This window comes from Ureibacillus sp. FSL K6-2830, assembly GCF_038004145.1.
Classification (GTDB): Bacteria; Bacillota; Bacilli; order Bacillales_A; family Planococcaceae; genus Ureibacillus; species Ureibacillus thermosphaericus.
The window spans coordinates 2,964,340-2,985,522 of sequence record NZ_JBBOQR010000001.1; the positions used below are offsets into that span (position 1 = coordinate 2,964,340).

17 protein-coding genes and 1 pseudogene are annotated in these 21,183 nt (G+C 34.7%); 11 read left to right on the forward strand and 7 right to left on the reverse strand.

The genetic code is table 11. The features are described 5' to 3' along the window. Positions 1–105: 105 nt before the first annotated feature. The 4 genes from cymR to NSU17_RS14720 are packed head-to-tail and all read left to right on the forward strand — an operon-like array spanning position 106 to position 3,561. Positions 106–525: a cysteine metabolism transcriptional regulator CymR gene (cymR, locus tag NSU17_RS14705; protein WP_016839403.1), complete on the forward strand. Its 420-nt coding sequence runs from the start codon at positions 106–108 to the stop codon at positions 523–525. A 35-nt stretch (positions 526–560) separates the two neighbouring features. Beyond that, positions 561–1,706: a cysteine desulfurase family protein gene (locus NSU17_RS14710; RefSeq protein ID WP_340705371.1), complete on the forward strand. Its 1,146-nt coding sequence runs from the start codon at positions 561–563 to the stop codon at positions 1,704–1,706. Positions 1,707–1,726: 20 nt separating this feature from the next. Further along, complete coding sequence (gene mnmA, locus NSU17_RS14715) at positions 1,727–2,848, forward strand: tRNA 2-thiouridine(34) synthase MnmA (protein ID WP_340705372.1); 1,122 nt, start codon at positions 1,727–1,729, stop codon at positions 2,846–2,848. 44 nt (positions 2,849–2,892) lie between these two features. Continuing rightward, positions 2,893–3,561 carry a tetratricopeptide repeat protein gene (locus NSU17_RS14720; RefSeq protein WP_340705373.1) on the forward strand — a complete coding sequence of 223 codons (669 nt, stop codon included), beginning with the start codon at positions 2,893–2,895 and terminating at the stop codon, positions 3,559–3,561. Between the two features lie 210 nt (positions 3,562–3,771). On the opposite strand, the gene hisA is transcribed toward NSU17_RS14720, so the two are convergent. Continuing rightward, a complete protein-coding gene (gene hisA, locus NSU17_RS14725; protein ID WP_340705374.1) occupies positions 3,772–4,521 on the reverse strand; it encodes a phosphoribosylformimino-5-aminoimidazole carboxamide ribotide isomerase in 750 nt (249 codons plus the stop codon). Between the two features lie 139 nt (positions 4,522–4,660). On the opposite strand from hisA, the gene recD2 reads away from it, so the two are divergent. After that, entirely contained in the window at positions 4,661–7,138 is a 2,478-nt protein-coding gene (gene recD2, locus NSU17_RS14730) for an SF1B family DNA helicase RecD2 (protein ID WP_340705375.1), read from the forward strand. 486 nt (positions 7,139–7,624) lie between these two features. Here recD2 and NSU17_RS14735 read toward each other — a convergent pair whose 3' ends face one another. Continuing rightward, a complete protein-coding gene (locus NSU17_RS14735; RefSeq protein ID WP_340705376.1) occupies positions 7,625–8,056 on the reverse strand; it encodes a hypothetical protein in 432 nt (143 codons plus the stop codon). Between the two features lie 31 nt (positions 8,057–8,087). Between NSU17_RS14735 and NSU17_RS14740 the strand changes: the two are divergent. From NSU17_RS14740 to NSU17_RS14750, 3 genes and pseudogenes are all read left to right on the forward strand, one after another. Then, a pseudogene (locus tag NSU17_RS14740) lies at positions 8,088–8,309 on the forward strand (helix-turn-helix domain-containing protein); the annotation flags it as partial. Positions 8,310–8,834: 525 nt separating this feature from the next. Beyond that, positions 8,835–10,832, forward strand: a complete 1,998-nt coding sequence (locus tag NSU17_RS14745; protein ID WP_340705377.1) for a methyl-accepting chemotaxis protein — start codon at positions 8,835–8,837, stop codon at positions 10,830–10,832. Positions 10,833–11,075: 243 nt separating this feature from the next. Then, on the forward strand, positions 11,076–12,815 hold the full coding sequence (locus NSU17_RS14750) for an ABC transporter ATP-binding protein (RefSeq protein WP_340436023.1): 1,740 nt from the start codon (positions 11,076–11,078) through the stop codon (positions 12,813–12,815). Positions 12,816–13,183: 368 nt separating this feature from the next. Here the strand turns inward: NSU17_RS14750 and NSU17_RS14755 are convergent, their stop codons facing one another. Both NSU17_RS14755 and NSU17_RS14760 read right to left on the reverse strand, forming a co-directional pair. Beyond that, positions 13,184–13,324 (reverse strand): cyclic lactone autoinducer peptide, encoded by a 141-nt coding sequence (locus NSU17_RS14755; RefSeq protein ID WP_016839648.1) that lies wholly within the window; start codon positions 13,322–13,324, stop codon positions 13,184–13,186. Continuing rightward, a complete protein-coding gene (locus tag NSU17_RS14760) occupies positions 13,317–13,886 on the reverse strand; it encodes an accessory gene regulator ArgB-like protein (RefSeq protein ID WP_340705378.1) in 570 nt (189 codons plus the stop codon). The genes NSU17_RS14755 and NSU17_RS14760 overlap by 8 nt, the downstream gene beginning before the upstream one ends. Before the next feature lie 435 nt (positions 13,887–14,321). Here NSU17_RS14760 and NSU17_RS14765 point away from each other — a divergent pair, with 435 nt between their 5' ends. Both NSU17_RS14765 and NSU17_RS14770 read left to right on the forward strand, forming a co-directional pair. Continuing rightward, entirely contained in the window at positions 14,322–15,626 is a 1,305-nt protein-coding gene (locus tag NSU17_RS14765) for a GHKL domain-containing protein (protein ID WP_340705379.1), read from the forward strand. Positions 15,627–15,638: 12 nt separating this feature from the next. Then, on the forward strand, positions 15,639–16,370 hold the full coding sequence (locus NSU17_RS14770) for a LytR/AlgR family response regulator transcription factor (protein ID WP_340705380.1): 732 nt from the start codon (positions 15,639–15,641) through the stop codon (positions 16,368–16,370). A gap of 212 nt (positions 16,371–16,582) precedes the next feature. Here NSU17_RS14770 and NSU17_RS14775 read toward each other — a convergent pair whose 3' ends face one another. Both NSU17_RS14775 and NSU17_RS14780 read right to left on the reverse strand, forming a co-directional pair. Next, a complete protein-coding gene (locus NSU17_RS14775; protein WP_340705381.1) occupies positions 16,583–18,823 on the reverse strand; it encodes a YhgE/Pip domain-containing protein in 2,241 nt (746 codons plus the stop codon). Positions 18,824–18,921: 98 nt separating this feature from the next. Next, positions 18,922–19,494, reverse strand: a complete 573-nt coding sequence (locus NSU17_RS14780; RefSeq protein ID WP_340705382.1) for a TetR/AcrR family transcriptional regulator — start codon at positions 19,492–19,494, stop codon at positions 18,922–18,924. 399 nt (positions 19,495–19,893) lie between these two features. On the opposite strand from NSU17_RS14780, the gene NSU17_RS14785 reads away from it, so the two are divergent. Further along, on the forward strand, positions 19,894–20,664 hold the full coding sequence (locus NSU17_RS14785) for a sporulation protein (protein WP_340705383.1): 771 nt from the start codon (positions 19,894–19,896) through the stop codon (positions 20,662–20,664). Positions 20,665–20,775: 111 nt separating this feature from the next. On the opposite strand, the gene NSU17_RS14790 is transcribed toward NSU17_RS14785, so the two are convergent. Further along, positions 20,776–21,153 carry an aspartyl protease family protein gene (locus NSU17_RS14790; protein WP_340705384.1) on the reverse strand — a complete coding sequence of 126 codons (378 nt, stop codon included), beginning with the start codon at positions 21,151–21,153 and terminating at the stop codon, positions 20,776–20,778. Positions 21,154–21,183 lie beyond the last annotated feature (30 nt).

Here is a 21,183-nt window from a genome sequence, read left to right on the forward strand (position 1 = left end):
AAACTTTTCATTTATAAATTATAATAGACCTTTTCCAAGTGGAATAAAAGGTGTTATGTTATACTAGACGAAGAATATGGGAATAGAAATTTGAGGTGTAGTAAGATGAAAATTTCAACAAAAGGTAGATACGGTTTAACAATTATGATTGAATTAGCAAAACATTATGGGGATGGTCCACTCCCATTACGTAAAATTGCGGAAGAAAAAAATCTATCGGAGGCATACTTAGAACAATTAGTATCTCCATTACGTATTGCTGGTTTAGTAAAAAGTGTGCGCGGTGCATACGGCGGTTATTTGCTTGCCATTCCACCAAGTAAAATTTCAGCAGCCGATGTGATTCGTGTATTAGAAGGTCCAATCCAACCAGTGGAGGGAATTGAAGAAGAAGAACCACCACAACAACAGCTTTGGATTCGCATTCGCGATGCAGTAAAACAGGTACTTGATACGACAACGATTGAAGATTTAGCAAATTATACTGACGAGACAGAATATGACGGTTATATGTTCTATATTTAATTGCACATAAGAATAAAGGAGTTTATCGGCACATTATGCAAACGTTTTACTTAGATCATGCAGCAACTTCACCAGTTCATCCAGAAGTCATCAATTCTATGGCGGAAGTAATGGCTCGTGTGTATGGAAATCCTTCCAGCATCCATACAGCAGGACGATCTGCAAGAAAGGTATTGGACGAAGCGAGAAGTATTTTAGCTCAATCCATTGGCGCGAAAGATACAGAAATCATTTTAACCAGTGGTGGAACAGAAGCTGATAATACAGCAATATTTGGAGTAGCTCAAGCTTTAAAATCGAAAGGTAAACATATTATCACAACATCAGTAGAGCATCATGCTGTTCTACATGCATGTGAACAGCTAGAAAAAGCTGGTTTTGAAGTAACATATTTACCAGTAAATGAAAACGGTCGCATTTCTGTTGAATCTGTAAAAAATGCATTGCGAGATGACACGATTTTAGTAACGATTATGTATGGAAATAACGAAGTAGGTACGATTCAACCAATTAAAGAAATTGGTGAACTACTAAAAGACCATCAAGCGATTTTTCATACCGATGCTGTTCAAGCTTATGGATTAGAAAAAATCGATGTTAATGAATTACACGTTGATCTATTAAGTGTCTCAAGCCATAAAATTAATGGACCAAAAGGAATTGGCTTTTTATATCAACGGGAAAAAACGCCTTTCATCGCTACATTTTATGGTGGCTCACAGGAAAGAAAACGGAGAGCAGGGACGGAAAATGTACATGCTGCTGTAGGTTTTGCAAAAGCTGTTGAAATCTCGCAGCAGGAAATGGAAAAAAGACAGGAAACATATCTTCAATTTAGAATGATCTTCTTAAATGTATTAAATCGGGAACAAATTACTTACAAGGTAAATGGTGATCATGAATATTTCCTTAAACATATATTAAATATTAGTTTTCCAGGAATGGACGTTGAATCGTTCCTCGTGAATTTGGATATGGACGGTGTTTATGCATCAAGTGGTTCGGCTTGTACAGCAGGTTCCATTGACCCATCTCACGTGCTCGTTGCAATGTTTGGAAAAGGTGCTCCAGAGCTTCGTAATTCCATTCGTTTTAGTTTCGGTTTAGGATTAACAGAGAAAGATGTTGAAATTGCAGCAGAACGTACTGCCAAAATCGTGAAAAGAATGACAAATTCATAGAAATAGAAAAGGTGAAATATATGGTAGAAACTCGTGATCCATCACAAATTCGTGTAGTCGTTGGAATGAGCGGTGGGGTAGATTCATCTGTAGCTGCTTATTTGTTGAAGCAGCAAGGCTATGATGTAATTGGCATCTTCATGAAAAACTGGGATGATACCGATGAAAACGGTGTATGTACCGCAACGGAAGATTATGAAGATGTCATCAAAGTCTGCAATCAAATCGGCATCCCTTACTACGCGGTAAATTTTGAGAAAGAATATTGGGATAAAGTATTTACCTATTTTTTAGAGGAATACAAAGCTGGAAGAACTCCAAATCCCGATGTCATGTGCAACAAGGAAATCAAATTCAAAGCTTTCCTTGAGCATGCATTAAAGCTGGGTGCTGATTATTTAGCAACAGGGCATTATGCTCGAGTGGAAGAGCGAGAAGGAGAAGTCGTGTTATTGCGCGGCGTCGATCGGAATAAAGACCAAACATATTTTTTAAATCAATTGAATCAGCAACAGCTGCAAAAGGTCATGTTCCCAATCGGGCATATTGAAAAGCCGAAAGTAAGACAAATTGCTGAAGAGGCTGGTCTTGCAACGGCGAAGAAAAAAGACTCGACAGGCATCTGTTTTATTGGTGAGCGCAATTTTAAAGAATTTTTAAGTCACTACTTGCCCGCGCAACCTGGTAACATGGAAACCCTTGATGGCAAAGTTATGGGGAAACATGATGGGCTAATGTATTATACAATTGGACAAAGACACGGCCTTGGCATTGGCGGTGAAGGTGAACCTTGGTTTGTTGTGGGGAAAGATTTAAAACGCAATGTGTTATATGTGGGACAAGGATTCCATAATGAAGCATTGTATTCTACATCATTAATCGCAACAAATATGGGCTTCACATCCAATCAACCGAAACCAAAGAAATTTACTTGTACAGCTAAATTCCGCTACCGACAAGAAGATACTCCAGTAGAAGTGGAGCTTTTAGATGATCAAAAGGCACATATTACGTTCCAAGTGCCACAGCGAGCGATTACGCCTGGACAAGCTGTTGTTTTATATGATGGGGAAGTATGTTTAGGCGGAGGAACAATTGATGAAGTATTAAAAAATGGTGAAAAATTAACTTATGTAGGATAATTGGCGGCTAAGTTGGTCGCCAATTTTTGATGAGAGGTGAAAACATGAACTATAATGAAGAAGGCATCAAAGCATTGCAGGAAGAGCGTTATGAAGATGCAGCGAAAGCTTTCACGGAAGCAATTGAACAAAATCCGGATGATCCAGTAGGTTATATTAATTTTGGGAATGTCCTTGCCGCAATGAACGAGATAGAGCGTGCAGAGAGATTTTTTCAAAAAGCGATTACTCTTGATGAAAAAGCAGCAACGGCCTATTATGGTTTAGCAAACTTATATTATAATTCGGAGCGATTTGTAGAGGCGGCAAAACTTTATCAAAAGTCGATTGAATATGGAATTGAAGGTGCCGATGCTTATTACATGTTAGGGAAAGCATTAGAAAAGGAAAATAAAGTAAAACTGGCACTTCCCTATATGCAACGAGCTGCTGAACTTGCGCCGGATGATATGCAAATTCGTTTAAGTTACGGCATTTTATTATGTAAGTTAGAGATGTTTGATTTAGCGAAAAAGGAATTGGAGTATGTCTTACATCATGATGAACAAAATGCCGATGCTCATTATAATTTAGGTGTGCTCTACGCCCTCTCGACAGAGGATGCAAAAGAAGCGTTATATCACTTAGAACAAGCCTTTACAATTCTACCAGAACATGAACATGCAAAATATATTTATGATATGGTAATGGAGCGCTTGAAGAATAAAAATTAGAATGTAGAAAGGCTATCTAGAAGTTAAGATTTCTAGATAGCCTTTTGAATTGGAAATTTCTATGCTAGCCCGTAGATACCCAACATTGATGTTAACCTCAAGCTTCATATTATTATTTGTTTCAGAAACGAAATTTATCTTATCACGATAATAGATGTCAAGTCGTTGTGACAGAAATTCTATCGGATAATTCACTATCGCTCATCAAAACTATGATTTACAATAATTCACCACATCTCGATATGGCAAATCGCCTCCAAAAATATCTAATGCACTGCCGATCGTTACGTGCAATTTTCCTCCTGATAATTTTTTAAACCTTTCAAGATCTTGTAATGATCGAACTCCACCTGCATAAGTTGTTGGAATCTTTGTCCATTTCGCTAAATCCTGAACTAATTCTTCCTGCATTCCGTTTTTTTTCCCTTCCACATCCACGGCATGGATTAAAAACTCGTCACAATATTGTTCGAGAAAGGAAATATTTTCCTGATTGACTTCAAAATCGCTGAATTTCGTCCATTTATCTGTTACCACATACCATTTCCCGTCTCGTTTTCGGCAGCTTAAATCAAGGACAATGTGTTCTTTTCCAATCTCTTGGACTAGACGTTCTAATCTTTCCATATCTAATTGTCCATCGTGAAATATGTATGATGTAACAATGACATGGCTGGCACCCGTATCAATCCATTTTTTTGCATTGTCCGCAGTGATTCCTCCACCGATTTGAAGTCCTCTCGGATATGCAGTTAAAGCAAATTGGGCTTGTTCTTCATTTCCAGGGCCTAACATGATAACATGCCCACCTGTTAAACCATCCTTTTTAAATAGTTCGGCATAATAGGAAGCATCTTTTTCAGAAATAAAATTTTCTACAACAGTTTCTTGTCCTAAAGTACTGCCAACAATTTGTTTGACTTTTCCATCATGCAAATCAATACAAGGTCTAAATTCCATAATGCACTCGAATCCCTTCAATAAGTATTTTTTATATCATATCATTGGTCTATTATTTAATCGAGAAGTGGAAGTTCCTATTTTGTTACACTCCGTAATAATGGTATCATATTAAAGAGATTTTTTCGGAGAGGAGCGTATGAAAGTGGAGGAAAACTTCACCATACTCAAAACGACAAAAACCTTTGTTTTAGGCCGGCCAATTGTTTCCATTTTTCATAACGCATCCAACATGTATTCTATTGTAAAAGTAAAAATTAAGGAAACCAATTTGCAATATACAGAAAAAGAAATCACAGTTGTAGGATATTTTCCAACCCTTGATGAAGAACATGACTATCGTTTTTTTGGAAGTTTGAAGCATCATCCGAAATACGGAATTCAATTCCAAGTAGAAATGTTTGAAAGGGAAGTTCCTGCAACTGAACAAGGTGTCATTCACTATTTATCGAGTGACTTATTTCCGGGTATTGGTCCAAAAACTGCTGAGTTGATTGTCAAAACGCTAGGGACTGATGCGCTGAAAAAAATGATGGAAAATCCACAAATTCTCGATGAAGTTCCAAGGCTATCTGAAGAGAAAAAAATGACTATTCGCAGCACTTTAGAACAAAATTTAGGTTTGGATAAAATTATGATTCAATTGAACGAATGGGGATTTGGACCGCAATTAGGAATGAAAATATATCAAACGTATCGAGAAGAAACAATTCATTTGTTAACCGAAAATCCTTATCGTTTAATTGAAGAAGTAGAAGGGGTTGGATTTACAAAAGCCGATGAATTGGGCAGCAAAATCGGCATAACAGGAAACCATCCCGACCGAATTAAAGCAGCAGTCTTACATGTGTTGAATCAAGCTGCTTTATCTGAAGGGCATGTATATTTAGAAGCGGAACATGTATTGCCTGAGGTTAAAGGTATGCTGGAACAGAGCCAACCTGTAGAAATTCCTTTTGAGTCTATTTCAAAAGCGGTTATTGAATTGGAAGAGGAAGGGAAAATTTGCGGCGAAGAGACGAGAATTTACTTGCCATCCTTATATTTTAGTGAAGTTGGCATCGCCACTAAAATTTTGCAACTTTTAAAGCAAAATGAACAAAGTCAAATTTTTTCAAAAGACGAGATACGAAAAGCAATCGGAGAAGTCGAAGAACGTTTGGAAGTGACTTATGCAGAAACGCAAGCAAGAGCCATTGAACAAGCTCTAAACTCGTCCGTTATGATCTTAACAGGTGGGCCAGGAACAGGGAAAACGACCGTTATTCGAGGATTAGTTGAAGTGTATGCAGAACTTCACGGAATTTCCTTAGATCCTAAAGAATATGCGAAGAGGGAAGAGCCGTTTCCAATTATTCTCGCAGCACCAACTGGTAGAGCTGCAAAAAGACTTTCGGAATCTACGGGTTTACCAGCGATGACAATTCACCGATTATTAGGTTTTAATGGTCAAGAAAAAGAGGAAGTATCAGATCGTGAAATCGAAGGCCGTCTTGTAATAATCGATGAAATGTCCATGGTAGATACGTGGTTAAGTCACCAATTGTTAAAAAGTATTCCTCTCAATGCTCAAGTGGTTCTTGTAGGAGATCAAGATCAATTGCCTCCGGTTGGACCTGGACAAGTATTAAAGGACTTATTAGCTTCTAAAGTCGTGCCAACCATAGAACTAACAGAAGTATATCGCCAGGCAGATGGTTCTACGATTATCGAACTGGCCCATCAAATTAAAAAAGGGCAAATTCCAACTAACTTTACTGAAAAAACGACCGATCGTTCTTTTATTAAAGCTTCAAAAGATCAAATTGCCAGCGTCGTCACACAAGTTGTAAAAAGTGCAATGGCAAAAGGTCAATCTATACGCGATATTCAAGTGTTGGCACCTATGTACAAGGGTCCAGCTGGTATTGATAATTTAAATAAAGAAATTCAAGAGCTTGTGAATTCAAACGAGGATGGCACGCGAAAAGAAGTAAAGTATGGCGATACGATTTTCCGCATTGGTGATAAAGTTTTACAGCTGGTCAACCAGCCGGAAAGTAATGTTTTTAACGGTGATATTGGAGAAATTGTAGCAATCTTAAAAGCGAAAGAAACGGTTGAAAAACAAGATATCGTTGTCGTTTCTTATGATGGCAATGAAGTGACGTATGAACGATCTGACTTAAATCAAATTACCTTGGCTTATTGCTGCTCCATTCATAAAGCGCAAGGCAGTGAATTCCAAACGGTGATTATGCCTATTGTTCGAAGCTATTCGAAAATGCTTCGTAGAAATTTGATTTATACAGGAATTACTCGTGCGAAAAATTATTTAATATTATGCGGAGAGCCAGAAGAATTCATGAAGGGAATTCAACGCACGGACGATTTGGAACGGTTTACGACCTTATGTTCAAGATTAAATCCAGTGGGAATGGATGAGGGTGATACTCATCAGGAAGTTATAAATGACAATGAACAAGAGAAAAATCCTTCTCTAATTAACTATGTTGAACAGCAAGAAACATTGGAAGTAACTCCACTCCCACCAGTTTTGAATGCGGAAACGGCACCTAAAATCCATCCGATGATAGGGATGGATGGTATCACCCCTTATGATTTTTTAGATGAATAAACATGTAAGAGCGAATGAGGGAAATTCGCTCTTTTTCGTGCGCCCGGCATGTACATGAACTATAGGGTGTAAGTCCCGAACCCCGAAGACAGAAGTAGAGGTTAGCTCAACGCAAGGGTGTCCGTGGTGATGCGGAATCTGAAGGAAGCTGGAGGCAAAACATCGGTCCGAGGAACACGAACCTCATATAAGGCTAGGTATGATTGAGTGAGTTTGCAAAACAAAACAAAGCTCTTTCTGTCGAAGGTCATATCGAGTAAATGAGGCGGATAGATGGTGTGAAAGTGCATGTACTTACCCGGGGAGGTCTGGCGGATATGTGAAGTACGCTTCATAACCTACTTAGTGATAAGTAGCTGAACCGTCAGAAGTCAGCAGAGGTCATCGTATTAGTGTCTTGAAGCTCGTTATGAAAACTTGCGTCAATGATCTTAATTGAACTGCCGTATACGGAACCGTACGTACGGTGGTGTGAGAGGACGGGAGTTAATCGCTCCCTCCTACTCGATTTGATATAACTCGTGCGGATAGAGATCTCACTTGTGTATATAAAAAGGTCACTCGTGCGGATAGAGATCTCACTTGTGTATATAAAAAGGTCACTCGTGCGGATAGAGATCTCACTTGTGTATATAAAAAATTCACTCGTGCGGATAGAGATTTCACTCGTGTACATAAAAAGGTCACTCGTGCGGATAGAGATCTCACTTGTGTATATAAAAAGATCGCTTGTGCAGATAAAGATTCCACTCGTGTACATAAAAAGGTCACTCGTGCGGATAGAGATCTCACTTGTGTATATAAAAAATTCACTCGTGCGGATAGAGATCTCACTTGTGTATATAAAAAGGTCACTCGTGCGGATAAAGATTCCACTCGTGTACATAAAAAGGTCACTCGTGCGGATAGAGATCTCACTTGTGTGTATAAAAAGATCGCTTGTGCGGTAATCAGGGAAGTGGCAAATTATGTTCAACAACATCCCGAAAAAAATCATACAGTAGAAAGTTTAGCTGCTCGCGCTAATTTTTCGCCACGTTATTTTTCAAAAAAATTCAAAGAAATTATGGGGCAAACAATTCAATCCTATGTTGTTGAAACTCGAATAAAAAGAGCGGAGCATTTGTTGCATTATACAGGCATGACAGTTACAGAAGTAGCTGATGCTCTTAAATAGGTTTGATGATTCCCTAAAACCAGTAGGCGACATTCATAAGTATGAATCGCTGCTTTTTTTATAAATTGTAAAAGTCTGATAATGTGACTTTAAAACTATTTAATTTTGTTTTATAAGAGATAAAATCATATTTTGGTAAGATGGAAAATTAGACTGATTACACTAAATGAAAAATAAATCGATAATTCTAAAGTTTTACAAAATAAAGATTTTAAAAGAATATATCAAAAAGTTAGAAATTTATATCGATATAATAATGGGTTTTTTTCAGCAAGTGTTGATTTAGAAAAGAAGATATTTCTTTTTAGGATCAATGCATGAATTTTATATTTTAAATACTGGAGGTTAAATGAAGTATGAGAAGATCTTAATTATTTTCCCAAGATTTACTTTTAACATTAATTATCAACATTATTCCAAACCAGTTAAGCTAAATAAATTAAACAAATAGAAAACAAAAATTTCAAAATCAGTTTTAGGCAAAGGAGATGCCACTTTTCAACTAGGGGAGGACTATCAGTGAAAAAAGTTTCAAAAAAAATCAGCAAGTTTAGCTTTCGTAATTTTCATATAAAATTATTTATTTCCATTACAATTATTGTAATCCTTTCTTCTTTGCTAATTGGCACATTATCTTATCAAACATCCAAGGAAGAATTAAGAAACCAAATATTGGATAATGTTTCGGCTAATGTATCTAGAATCGATGATGTTATCAAGGATCTAATTCAACCGAAAATGACGGATATTCAAATATTGTCAAATCGTATAAGAGGATCCCAATTTCAAGAATCCAATCATTCTGAAATACGTAAATGGCTGAAATTTTATCAAGAATCCCATCCCGAAATTGCTGGCGTCTATGTAGGAAATGAAGACGGAATATTTGTGAAGGAACCAGCACATTTAGCGGTTAAAGCTGGATACGATCCTAGAGAAAGAGATTGGTATATTCAAGCCATGGAGAATAAAGGAGAAACCTTTATTTCAGAACCTTATGTTGCTGCAAGTACAGGAAAAATGGTGATTACCATCTCCAAAGCTCTCGATGATGGCACTGGAGTTGCAGGAATTGACATCAATCTTGATAAGTTGGAAGAATTAGTGAAAAACATTCAAATTGGCAAGGCGGGATATGGACTCGTTTTAGACAAAAACAATAAATATATTGCTCATCCATCTGCTGAATTGGGAAGCGAAGCCGTAGATTCGATTTACGACAAATTGTATGAGAAAGATAAAGGACAGGTTAATGGACTATTAAATGGAGAATCCGTAATTTTACATTTCATTACGGATGAATTGACTGGGTGGAAAATCGGCGGACTGATTTATGAGAAAGAAATTGATGAAGCAAATGAAGCAATCTTACATTTATCATGGATTGTAGGAACTATTGCGATTATCTTTGGTATCTTTGCTGCTGTTTTCATCATTAAATCTTTAAGCAGACCGATTAAACAATTGGGTGATTTAGCCGTAAAAGTCAGTGGAGGGGACTTGACCCAATACGCAAAAATATCGACAAATGACGTGATTGGAAAGTTAGGAATGGCTTTTAATGAAATGATTGATGGGTTGCGTACTTTGACTCTTCAAATAGACGAAACAGCCGAAAAAGTCGCGGCTACATCGGAACAATTGTCTGCCAGCTCCGAAGAAACGACTGCAGCAACTGAACAAGTGTCCAATTCGATTCAAGAAGTATCGAAAAATGCAGAAGCGCAGACAAGTATGGTTGAGAATGTATCCCATATCTTTAAAAAAGTTTCGCAAGGAGTGGAGGACATCGCCGAACGTTCATCCAACGTGACGGAACTTTCACGCAAAGCTATTCAGGTGGCAGACATAGGCGGCCAAGCTGTTTCCAAAACGGTTGAACAAATGAAATCCATTCATACATCTGTTAGCCAATCACAGTCCATTATTCATTCTTTATATGATAGTTCAAAACAAATCAATGAAATTTTAAATGTAATTACTGGAATTGCCGATCAAACGAATTTGCTTGCTTTAAATGCGGCTATTGAAGCTGCCCGTGCAGGTGAACATGGCAAAGGATTTGCTGTAGTCGCTGATGAAGTAAGAAGCCTTGCCGAACAAACCCAATCATCAGCTAAAGAAATTCAGGCGATTATTAAGAAAATTCAAGATGATACGGAAAATACAGTAAAGATGATGAAACAGATTTCTGTAAATGTAGATGATGGGGTAGAGATTACAAGCGAAGCCATTGAACAATTCAACCACATTCTCCAAACAACGAAAGAAATTTCGCCGCAAATGGAAGAAGTTTCTGAAGCAGTGAAAGAAATGTCCAAAGCTCTTCAACATGTCAATGAAGAATTGGATGGTCTTGTGGAAGTGGCTCAAGGTTATAATGCGGCATCTGAAGAAGTTGTCGCAACAGTGGAAGAACAGTTGGCTGCGATGCAGGAAATTTCCGCTTCGGCCCAGTCCCTTGCATCAATGGCAGAAGAATTGAAATCTGTCACATCTAATATGAAATATCATTGATGAAGCAACTTCAATATTACATCTTGATGGCGTAATGAGAAAAGGGTTCTTTTCGATTCATCCATCAGTACAAACTGTTTTGAGTGACTAAATATTTTGGATGACGATGTAAATTAGGCAGGAGAGTTTAATCTTCTGCCTATTTTTCTTTTTAAAAAGTATTAGTCTAATTACAAATGTTATCCATTTGCAAAAAATTTTTGTATAATTCAAGATATGACTATCAAAAGAAAGGAAAAGAAAATGTTAAAGCACTTTTTTTCGTACTACAAACCGCATAAACGATTATTTATCATCGACTTTTCATGTGCTGTCTTTGTGGCTATTTTAGATTTGTTTTTCCCAATTGCGGTGCAATGGTTTATTGATGTCTTATTACCTGAAGGCGATTGGGGAAAAATTGTACAAGTCAGCATTTTATTATTACTTGTTTACATTTTAAGCACCATCATGAACTTCGTTGTCAACTACTTGGGTCATAAACTAGGAATTAATATTGAAACCGACATGCGTCGCGATTTATTTAATCACATCCAAAAACAAAGCTTTAAATTTTTTGATAATACAAAAACGGGCCATATTATGAGCCGCATTACAAATGATCTTTTTGATATTGGTGAATTTGCGCACCATGGTCCAGAAGATTTCTTTATTGCAATGATGACATTTATTGGTGCGTTCATTATTATGTTCCAAGTAAATCCGACATTGACGTTTATTGCCCTTGTTTTCACACCGTTTTTAATTTGGTTAGTGACTTACTGCAACAATAAAATGAACAATGCTTGGAAAGAAATGTATAGTAAAATTGCGGATGTTAATGGAAGAGTAGAAGATAGTGTTTCAGGAATCCGGGTTGTTAAATCATTTACAAACGAAGAATTTGAAATGAAGCGCTTTAAACAACAAAACGGATATTTCCGCGCTGCCAAACTATTTGCTTATAAAGTGATGGCAGGGACACACTCGAGCATCTATTTTATGACACGACTATTGACTTTAGTCATTTTAGTGGTAGGTGCTTGGTTGAGTTATAATGGCAAATTGACATATGGTGAATTAGTAAGTTTCGTATTATATACAAATGTATTAATTAAACCTATTGATAAAATTAGTGCATTACTTGAACTGTATCCAAAAGGAATGGCAGGATTTAAACGTTTCCGGGAATTACTGATGCAAGATCCGGAAATTCAGGATCGTCCCAATGCTGTAGCAGTTCCTCATTTACAAGGAAATATCTCTTTCAACAATGTATCGTTCCAGTACGATGAATCAAAGCCGGTATTACGGAATATTTCATTTAATATCCAAGCTGGCCAAACAATCGCATTTGTCGGTCCATCTGGAGCAGGGAAGACAACAATCTGTTCATTAATTCCCCGCTTCTATGATGTAAACGCAGGGGCGATTACTATTGATGGAATCGACGTACGAGATATCACACAAAAATCGTTGCGTGAACAGATTGGCATTGTACAGCAAGATGTATTCTTATTTACTGGTACAATTCGTGAAAATATAGAATACGGAAGACTAGGTGCAAGCTTTGAGGAAATACAAGCGGCTGCTGAGAAGGCTCATTTGAAAGAATTTATCGAATCTCTTCCAGATGGTTATGAAACGCAGATTGGGGAGCGCGGCTTAAAATTATCAGGAGGTCAAAAACAGCGTATAGCCATTGCACGTATGTTCCTAAAAAATCCGCCAATTTTAATATTAGATGAAGCCACTTCTGCACTGGATACTGAAACAGAAATGATGATTCAAAAATCTTTGAACGAGTTGTCCAAAAATCGTACAACATTAGTCATTGCGCATCGACTTGCAACGATTCGCAACGCCGATCGTATAATTGTTGTAACGAAAAATGGAATTGAAGAACAAGGCACTTATGAGGAACTAATTGCTTTAAATGGCGTATTTGCAAAATTGCATCATATCCAGTTTCAAAAAAATGAGGAGGAATTGATCTCTATCTAAAAGATTATTGGAGTTAATGGAGAAGCTGGTACAGAATTAAAATTGGTCTTCTTAAAATCGAATTATCATTAGCCTTTCGATATTTAATTAAACCGAATGATATTGAAGCTCAGAAATAGAGTTCAATAATCGTTCGGTTTTTCTATTGGCTGCAAACCTTTTGTCTCAGACTCTTTTCTTGATTAGCAATTATCTATTTTTTAGTCAAATTATCAAATATGTATTATTCCATATCTTCAATTTAATGAAAGAATAAGAAAAAAGGGAATCGTCTAAAAATTTAAAACGATCCCCTTTTTATGCTACACTTCCAAACAGAATTTTCTATCAACTTAGAAAACACTAATTCTTTTCTTAAAATAATACCATTAATTAAAAGGATTTTCTTTCTTTAAGCTTTCAGGAAGTTCTGGTTCATGAAAAACTAATGTACATCCCATAGTAGTTGCTGTATTAGCTAATAAAATAACCAAACCTGAAATTTTGCTGACAAGTAATTTTCTAAACATTCTCTTTACCTCCTACAAATTTTTGTGTTAATACAGAAATAAGTTGTAATGTTATTCCGTAAAAAATGAAAATTCTGCTGGAAGGTATAAATATGAAACAAAGCCATAAAACAAACAATCTAAAAGCTATTTTCTTTTTTAAATACTGTCTATGTTTATAATTAAAAACAGGACGTTTACTCGTACCAATTGGTGAAAAAATAAATAAAAATAAAGACATTGCACCAGTGAATAAAATCAACCATTCTATACTTAGATGAATATCTTTTATGATGATTACACCAATTGGAAATGCAAGTATACTCATCAGTAAACAAACAAAATTATTTTGAAAATGAAACCCCAAGCAAACTTGTCTCAAAATAAAAAATACAATGTGAGTGAAAAAAGTGATAAAAAAACAATCTAATAATATGGCAATCAGATAGATAATGATAATTTTCCAAATATCATTCAATATTAATCTCACGCCAAATTTTATTTTTTCTCTCTCTAAATTATTGTAATGTTCTAGAGTAAGCATATTGACTATTCGATTTTCAATATTCGATAGAAAATTCATAAACACCACCACATCATTATCTTAATGTAAATTTTGATTAAATGGATTTTTATGTCATAAGTGTTTAAATTTTACTCCTAGATGTAACAAAAACTATTAAACTTAACAAGTATATTGCGAGTTTTACAGTAAAATATTTATTGAACTTAATATATTTACAAGCATCTTCATTATTTTCTTTCATCTAAATTTTTTATTATAGGATTATGGTGTATAATGTGAAATGTGTGCTATTTTTTCGTATAAATATTTCCATAATCCTATTTCATTTATCTTAATTAGTGAATGTAAGTTACGATAAATAAATGTTTTGGATATGCCATCCCAAAATTACTAACATATAAAAATCACTATTTTTCTCAATCATGAAAAATAGTGATTTTCCAACTTATCCTTGATTAAAATAATGCTCAAATCAATCAAACGAATTATTTTTTGATAACCCTATCATATATTCAAGGCTTAAAGGGGAGAGTTGCAATTTCAGATTTACTTATTGTTAGTATTATTGAATTTACTGTAATCTGCCTATCGATTTTTTATTTGCAAAAAATAAAATTAAATCTATTTTCTGTTTCCATTAGTCTATCAATAGCTGTTATATCATTAGTTTCATTTTATTTTCTGGAATCATGGATTGCCATCATTATACTATTTGGTAGTATCGTGTTAGCTCTGATTTTTCACTCTAATTTATTTAAAATATGTATTGATTTATGTTTAATTATTTTCATCGGAATGATTTCAGACCACATTGCCCAACTGGTTTTAAATAAAAACAATAATGTCTTTTTCCACTCTCTAATCTTTGCACTTTGTTATGCAATATTATTTATAATCATTAATTTACTCATAAATTTATATAAACGAGATTATTTGCCCATTAATTTTATTACCAAGTTTCTCATCAGTATTTTATGTTGTGTAACTGTCATCGTCTTATATTTGAACATTTTTATTCCAACATCATACGAAGAATTGCAGCTAACAAGAATTAATCTAATCATTCAAATATGTTACTTAATTGTTATGTCATTTTTGTTCATCTTACTTATTTATAGTATCAACGAAACGAATAAATTAAAGCATGAGAAGATACAAAAAGCATTGTTTTCTCAATATATGAGTTCATTAAATGAAATTAATATTGAAATGCAAAAATTTCGTCATGATTATAAAAATATTTTAATTACAATGGAGAGATACATAGATAATAAAGATTTAGATGGTTTAAAAAAATATTTTAAAGAAAAAATCATAAATACTGAAAAAAATACACTATTAAAAAATGCCTTAATTCATGATTTAGGGAATTTAGAACTGATGGAACTAAAAGGATTATTACTAACAAAACTATTAACAGCTGTAGAGAAGAAAATTGATATACAAATCGAAATTCCAGAAAAAATCGATTCTATTTATATGGATATTATTGATTTATCAAGAATGATAGGGATTTTAATTGACAACGCTATAGAAGCAAGTATTGAATGTGAGAATCCCTTTATCAATCTTGCTATTATGAAAACAAATGATAATTCAGTATTAATGATTATTGAAAATAATTTCACCAATACATTAGATATTCATCAACTTTATAAAAATCATTATTCAACAAAAAAAGGAAACCGTGGCTACGGCCTAAACAATGTTAAGGATATTTTAAATAACTACCCAAATGTACTAATGAATACGAGCATTGAGGAAAATATCTTTATCCAAGAAATTGAAATAAGATAAAGGTGATGTTTCTTGAAGGTCATAATTTGCGAAGATGATTTAGAACAAAGACAATTTCTGCAGAATGTCATAAGAAGATATTCAAGTTTTCATTTGCCAAGTATTGAAATTGCATTATGTGCTTCAACACCAGAAGAAGTCATATCTTATATCGAAAATCATTCAGCTGAATGTTACATATTAGATATTGAATTGAATAGCAGTATCAACGGTTTAGAATTAGCTAGAATTATACGAAAACAAGATCCATTAGCAACTATTATTTTTGTAACGACCTTTGCCAATAAACTAAAATTAACCTTTAAATACAAAGTAGCAGCTCTTGATTTCATTATTAAAACGTCGAATCAACAATTACTTGCTAACAATATCATCGAAGCATTGACAACTGCATATCAACATTATTTGACACTTGGCCATAATAGTTCTACAAAAGTACTTCAAATAAAAGTAGGAGAGAATATAAAAAATATTCGTTATGAAGATATTTATTATTTTGAAACCTCTTCAATACCTCATAAAATAAGAGTGCATTCAAAAAATGGCATCTATGAGTTTTATGGAAAATTAAAAGATTTAGAGAAATTGGATCCAAGATTTTGTAGATCACATAACAGCTATCTAATAAATATTGATTATTTGCACGAATATGATGTAAAAAATAAAATATTAATAATGGAAAATGGGCATGAATGCCTGGTTTCATACAGACATGCTAAAAATATTGTGAAACACTTAGTGTAATGGATGCGTAAAATGTGGGTTTCTAAAAAGTCGAAAACTTTGAACTGCTAACTGTCAAGTAGACAGTAATTCAAAATTGTTTAACGAATTTTAATCAATTATGATTATATGAAAAGGATAGATGAAGCAGGAAACCTGTTCATCTATCCTTTTTAAATGAAATGTTCAATGTGAATCCATTAAATAATTTAATAGATTTTCCTTCATACTATTTACTCATCCATTATTACAGTCATTTCAACATCTTTTGATTTTTTTGTTGAAAGTGCAAAATATCCAATCGTAATGAGGATAAAGGCAAACATATAGCTTAATAGAATCAAGTTGTTCTGCCATAAGAATGAAATATCCCCACTTGAGATGGCCGCTTTAAAGGATTGGATTGAATAAGTCATTGGCAATAGTGCATTGATTGGTTGAAGTGTGTTTGGTAATAACTCCATTGGGAATGTACCTGCACTTGTTGTTAATTGTAAAATTAATATAATAATCGCTATAAATCGTCCAGTGTCTCCTAATAATGTGACAAGCATTTGAATAAGTGTCATAAACACAATGCTTACAATTATGGAAGTTAGGATGAACAACGGAAGATTTACAACTTCTAGTTTTAATGCCAATAATAAAATGCAATCTACTAATAGTGCTTGAATGATACCGACAATGGCAATCACACCAAATTTACTACCAAACCAAGTGAAAGCATTTTTCGGTCGGATGACTGGTCGTTTTAATTCAAATACAATGGATAACATTAGTGCTCCTACGAATAAGCCTAGTGACATAAAATATGGTGAGAAGCCTGTTCCGTAATTTGGCACTTCATTTACTGCCTCTTTTTGAATAACAACCGGTTCACCCATCATGTCATACGTATCTTCATTTGCCTTAACTGAACCAGCTTCTTCAGCTCCATCAGCAAGTTTGTCAGCTAATTCCGTTGTACCATCTAACAATTTATCTGTGCCGGATTTTAATTGATTTGAACCATTTGCTAGTTGATTTGCACCGTCTTGAAGTTGACCTGCACCAGAAGTTAACTGTTTCATGCCTGAGCTTAATTCCCCAGCGCCATTTGTTAAATCAACTGAACCAGTATAAAGCTTATTTACACCATTTTGCAATGTTTGTTGTCCAGCATTAATTTGGTCAAGACCTGCAATTAATTGATCAAAGGCAGGGGCAGTTTGAGATTTTAATTGATCTTCAATACCATCAGCTGAAGCAAGTAATTGATTTGTTAGTGAAGTTTCAAATTGTGTTAACCCTTCTTTAAGTCCTTTGCTGATACCCGTAGAAATTTGAGGTTCTAATTGGGCTTGTAATTGGGTTTTATATTGCTCTTCAATTTGTTCCTTCGTAGGAACGTTGCTTGCTAGCTGCGCGATAAAGGCAACAGCTTGTTCTTCACTCATAATGTTGTTGGCAACGAGAGCAGACTGAATTTGTTCTAAGTGTTGAGTTTGGGTTGATATGGATTGTACTGCAAGTTGGCTTGATAGTTGATTGACAATTCCAGCTGTCAGTTGTGTTGAAAGTTCTGCAGATAATTGAGTTTCTAATTGATCGATTCCATTACGAATATTCTCAACACTATTTTTAAGATTTTCAGAAATTCCTGTAGCAACTTGAGCTGGAAGTTGATCTTTCATTTGTTTAAGGCCATTTTCTACTTGAGATGTTCCTTCGACAAGGGATGGAAGATTTTCGTTCACTTGACGAAGACCGTCTTTCAATTGACTAGAGCCAGCAGCAATCGAGCTTGAACCATCACTTGCACGGTTTACGCCTTCTTTGAATTCAATCATTTTTGAAGCCAATGTTGCAAGATTGTCACTCAATGTTTTTGAACCATCATTTAAATCAGCTACACCATCTTTTAATTGGCTTGCTCCATCGCTTGCTTGGCTAATTCCATCTGCTAACTTTGAAATGGAATCAAACATTGTTTCGGAATAAGTTGAAATGATATTTTTGGAGATTTCCGCTTTGATTTCTCTCATGGCAGTTTCTCCAATTTGAGCTGAAAGGAAGTTTGTACTTTCATTCGGAACATATTTTAGTTCCAATTTTTTCGGTTCATCATCTAGAATCGTTGTTGCATTTTTAGAAAAATTTTCTGGTATTTCCACTAGCAAATAAAAATCTCGATTCTCTAAACCTTTATAACCTTCTTCCTTTGAAACTACTTTGAAATTAAACTGTTCACTGTCATTGAGTTTTTCAGCAAGTTCTTTCCCAATTTCCAACGTTTTTCCTTCAAATTCAGCACCGGAATCTTCATTGACAATGGCAACTGGCAAGTCTTCTAAGTGCGCATATGGGTCCCAGAATGCCCAAATAAACATTCCTGTATACAGTACAGGAACAAGCGCAACTGCTATAACCGATATGAGAATTTTTCGGTTAGAAAGAAGAAATTTTAGTTCCGCCATAAATGACGATTTTTTCATTTTGTTACCTCCTGGAAGTAATGACTATTTTGTTCATTTGGTCAATTTTGCGTAATATAATAGGGTACTCTAATATATTGAGACCCTTAACCTTAAAGTTACTTAGCCAATCCATCAATGAAATATAATTTAAATAAATTAGATATTTCTTCTTTATCAATAGCTGGATGTTGCTTTTCCCAATCAAATATTAAAGCAACATACATTTTTAACATAACAAATGCTGTGATTTCAGGATTGCACTCTTTAATTTCACCACGGTCAATTGCTTCTTGTATAATTCCTTTCATGTAGTGAATGATTGCTTGTTCAACACGCTGTATTACTTCTGCTACAGCTTGTGTTCCCAGTTCTCTTTCTTCTTGAAAAAGTTTGATTGTGAGCTGATGAGACTGTCGAAATTCTAGAAGTCTTAATAATACACGATGAATGTTTTCATCGAAGCTACTATTAGGATTAATGGCTTTTTCTGCTTCAGTTTTCATATCTTTAATAAGAGATGTAATAATTTCATCAAATAGTTCTTCCTTATTTTTAAAGAATGTATAAATTGTACCTTTTCCCACATTGGCAAGTTTTGCGATTTGATCCATCGTGGTTGCTTTGTATCCAAATAAAGAAAAGGATTTTTTTGCAGCTTCGAGTATTAATTGTTTTCTATCAACACTCAATACATTCACCTCGCTTTAATAAAATATGACCAAATGAGAAAATTAGTCATCTATTTCACGTAGAGTAATTTACCACATATTATTTCACTTTGCAAGTAAATTTACATGTTATGTAGTTTTCTTATTATCATTAAATTCGCTGAATCGTAAGAAGTGGAATTGATTATATGTTGTAAATCTAAGTTAGAGAATATTTAAACCATATTTATCATGGAACATACGATGTTAAAGCTGCAGGTGGAGGAAAAGTAAATAATATTTATACAAATCATGACTAGATTTTGGAGGACAACTTATAAAAATAAAAAAATTCTTCTAAATGATTCTCCTCACTGAAACTTTATTGAAAATAGACTCGTAATATAGGAGAGATTTCTGTAAAATAAAGGAGAGTGGACTATGTCATTTTTTAACAAAATGCTAGCATCTTTTGGTATTGGTTCAGCAAAAGTGGATACTCAGTTGGAGAAGTCTTCCTACAGTGCTGGTGAAACGGTGCGCGGTGAAGTAGAAGTATATGGAGGAAATGTTGCTCAACAAATCAATACGATTTATTTCACTTTATATACGACTTATATAAAAGAAGTCGATGATCGAAAAGTTTCGGTTCCATTTGCATTCCATAAATTCAAAATTAGTAATCCTTTTATGATTCAAGCAAATGAAACAAAAATCATCCCGTTTTCTTTCGTGCTGCCAGTAGACACACCTGTAACGATAGGAAATTCTCGAGTATGGGTGAAAACGGAATTAGACATTCAAAGCGGTGTGGATTCAACAGATAAAGACTTTATAGAAGTTCGTCCATCAAGATTGGCTTCTCATGTGTTAAATGCTGTACAACATTTAGGTTTTCGTTTACGAAAAGCGGAAAATGAACAAGTATCATTCCGATACCGAAAAAACTATCCTTTTATTCAAGAATTTGAATTTGTTCCAGTAACAGGGCCGTTTCGAGGTCGATTAGATGAACTAGAGATTGCTTTTCTTTCCCAAGAGGAAGGCTACGTGGAATTATTATTGGAAGTGGACAGAAGAGCAAGGGGACTTGGTGGATTGTTTGCTGAAATGTTGGATGTGGATGAAAGCCACGTGCGCGTTACATTTACAGAAGCGGATATGTACCATATTGAATCTAAGCTTCAACAAATTATTTCGAGATATTCATAATGTAAAAATCTATTATCTTTTATATAAAACAGAGATTGCCAACAGAATGAGCGGACTAGTGAAGTTAGGATCCTAGTTCGCTCGTATAACAGGCTATTTTTTCCTACATTTTCAGTGAGTTAGTAATTTTAAGTGTTTCAAATCTAAAACAAATTCACCGGATTTTAATATATCAAGTCCAATCAAACCTTGAATATTAAATCCTTGCAATGTGCCAAAATCAATATGAACATTAGGAAACGTCTTTTCGCCAATTTTTACATAATCCAATTTTTTCATAAAACTATATTCTACGCCACCGATTCCATAATGACGAACTAGCGAATCTCCGTTTTCAAAATAGATACCTATCTCTTGTACTGAATCAATATTGATAAAGGAATGGGAGGCACCTGAATCGATTGCAACTCGGCTTAACAATTTACTTTTCCCTTTATAGCAAATTTCAATTGTTGATAGCAATAAACCATCTTCATAAATTAGATGCATTTGACCCCTCCCAGAAATCATGTACTCCCA

Coding starts and splice junctions, on each gene's coding strand:
- cymR (WP_016839403.1), top strand. CDS start 106: ATGAAAATTTCAACAAAAGGTAGATACGGTTTAACAATTATGATTGAA.
- NSU17_RS14710 (WP_340705371.1), top strand. CDS start 561: ATGCAAACGTTTTACTTAGATCATGCAGCAACTTCACCAGTTCATCCA.
- mnmA (WP_340705372.1), top strand. CDS start 1,727: ATGGTAGAAACTCGTGATCCATCACAAATTCGTGTAGTCGTTGGAATG.
- NSU17_RS14720 (WP_340705373.1), top strand. CDS start 2,893: ATGAACTATAATGAAGAAGGCATCAAAGCATTGCAGGAAGAGCGTTAT.
- hisA (WP_340705374.1), bottom strand. CDS start 4,521: ATGGAATTTAGACCTTGTATTGATTTGCATGATGGAAAAGTCAAACAA.
- recD2 (WP_340705375.1), top strand. CDS start 4,661: ATGAAAGTGGAGGAAAACTTCACCATACTCAAAACGACAAAAACCTTT.
- NSU17_RS14750 (WP_340436023.1), top strand. CDS start 11,076: ATGTTAAAGCACTTTTTTTCGTACTACAAACCGCATAAACGATTATTT.
- NSU17_RS14755 (WP_016839648.1), bottom strand. CDS start 13,324: ATGTTTAGAAAATTACTTGTCAGCAAAATTTCAGGTTTGGTTATTTTA.
- NSU17_RS14760 (WP_340705378.1), bottom strand. CDS start 13,886: ATGAATTTTCTATCGAATATTGAAAATCGAATAGTCAATATGCTTACT.
- NSU17_RS14775 (WP_340705381.1), bottom strand. CDS start 18,823: ATGAAAAAATCGTCATTTATGGCGGAACTAAAATTTCTTCTTTCTAAC.
- NSU17_RS14785 (WP_340705383.1), top strand. CDS start 19,894: ATGTCATTTTTTAACAAAATGCTAGCATCTTTTGGTATTGGTTCAGCA.
- NSU17_RS14790 (WP_340705384.1), bottom strand. CDS start 21,153: ATGCATCTAATTTATGAAGATGGTTTATTGCTATCAACAATTGAAATT.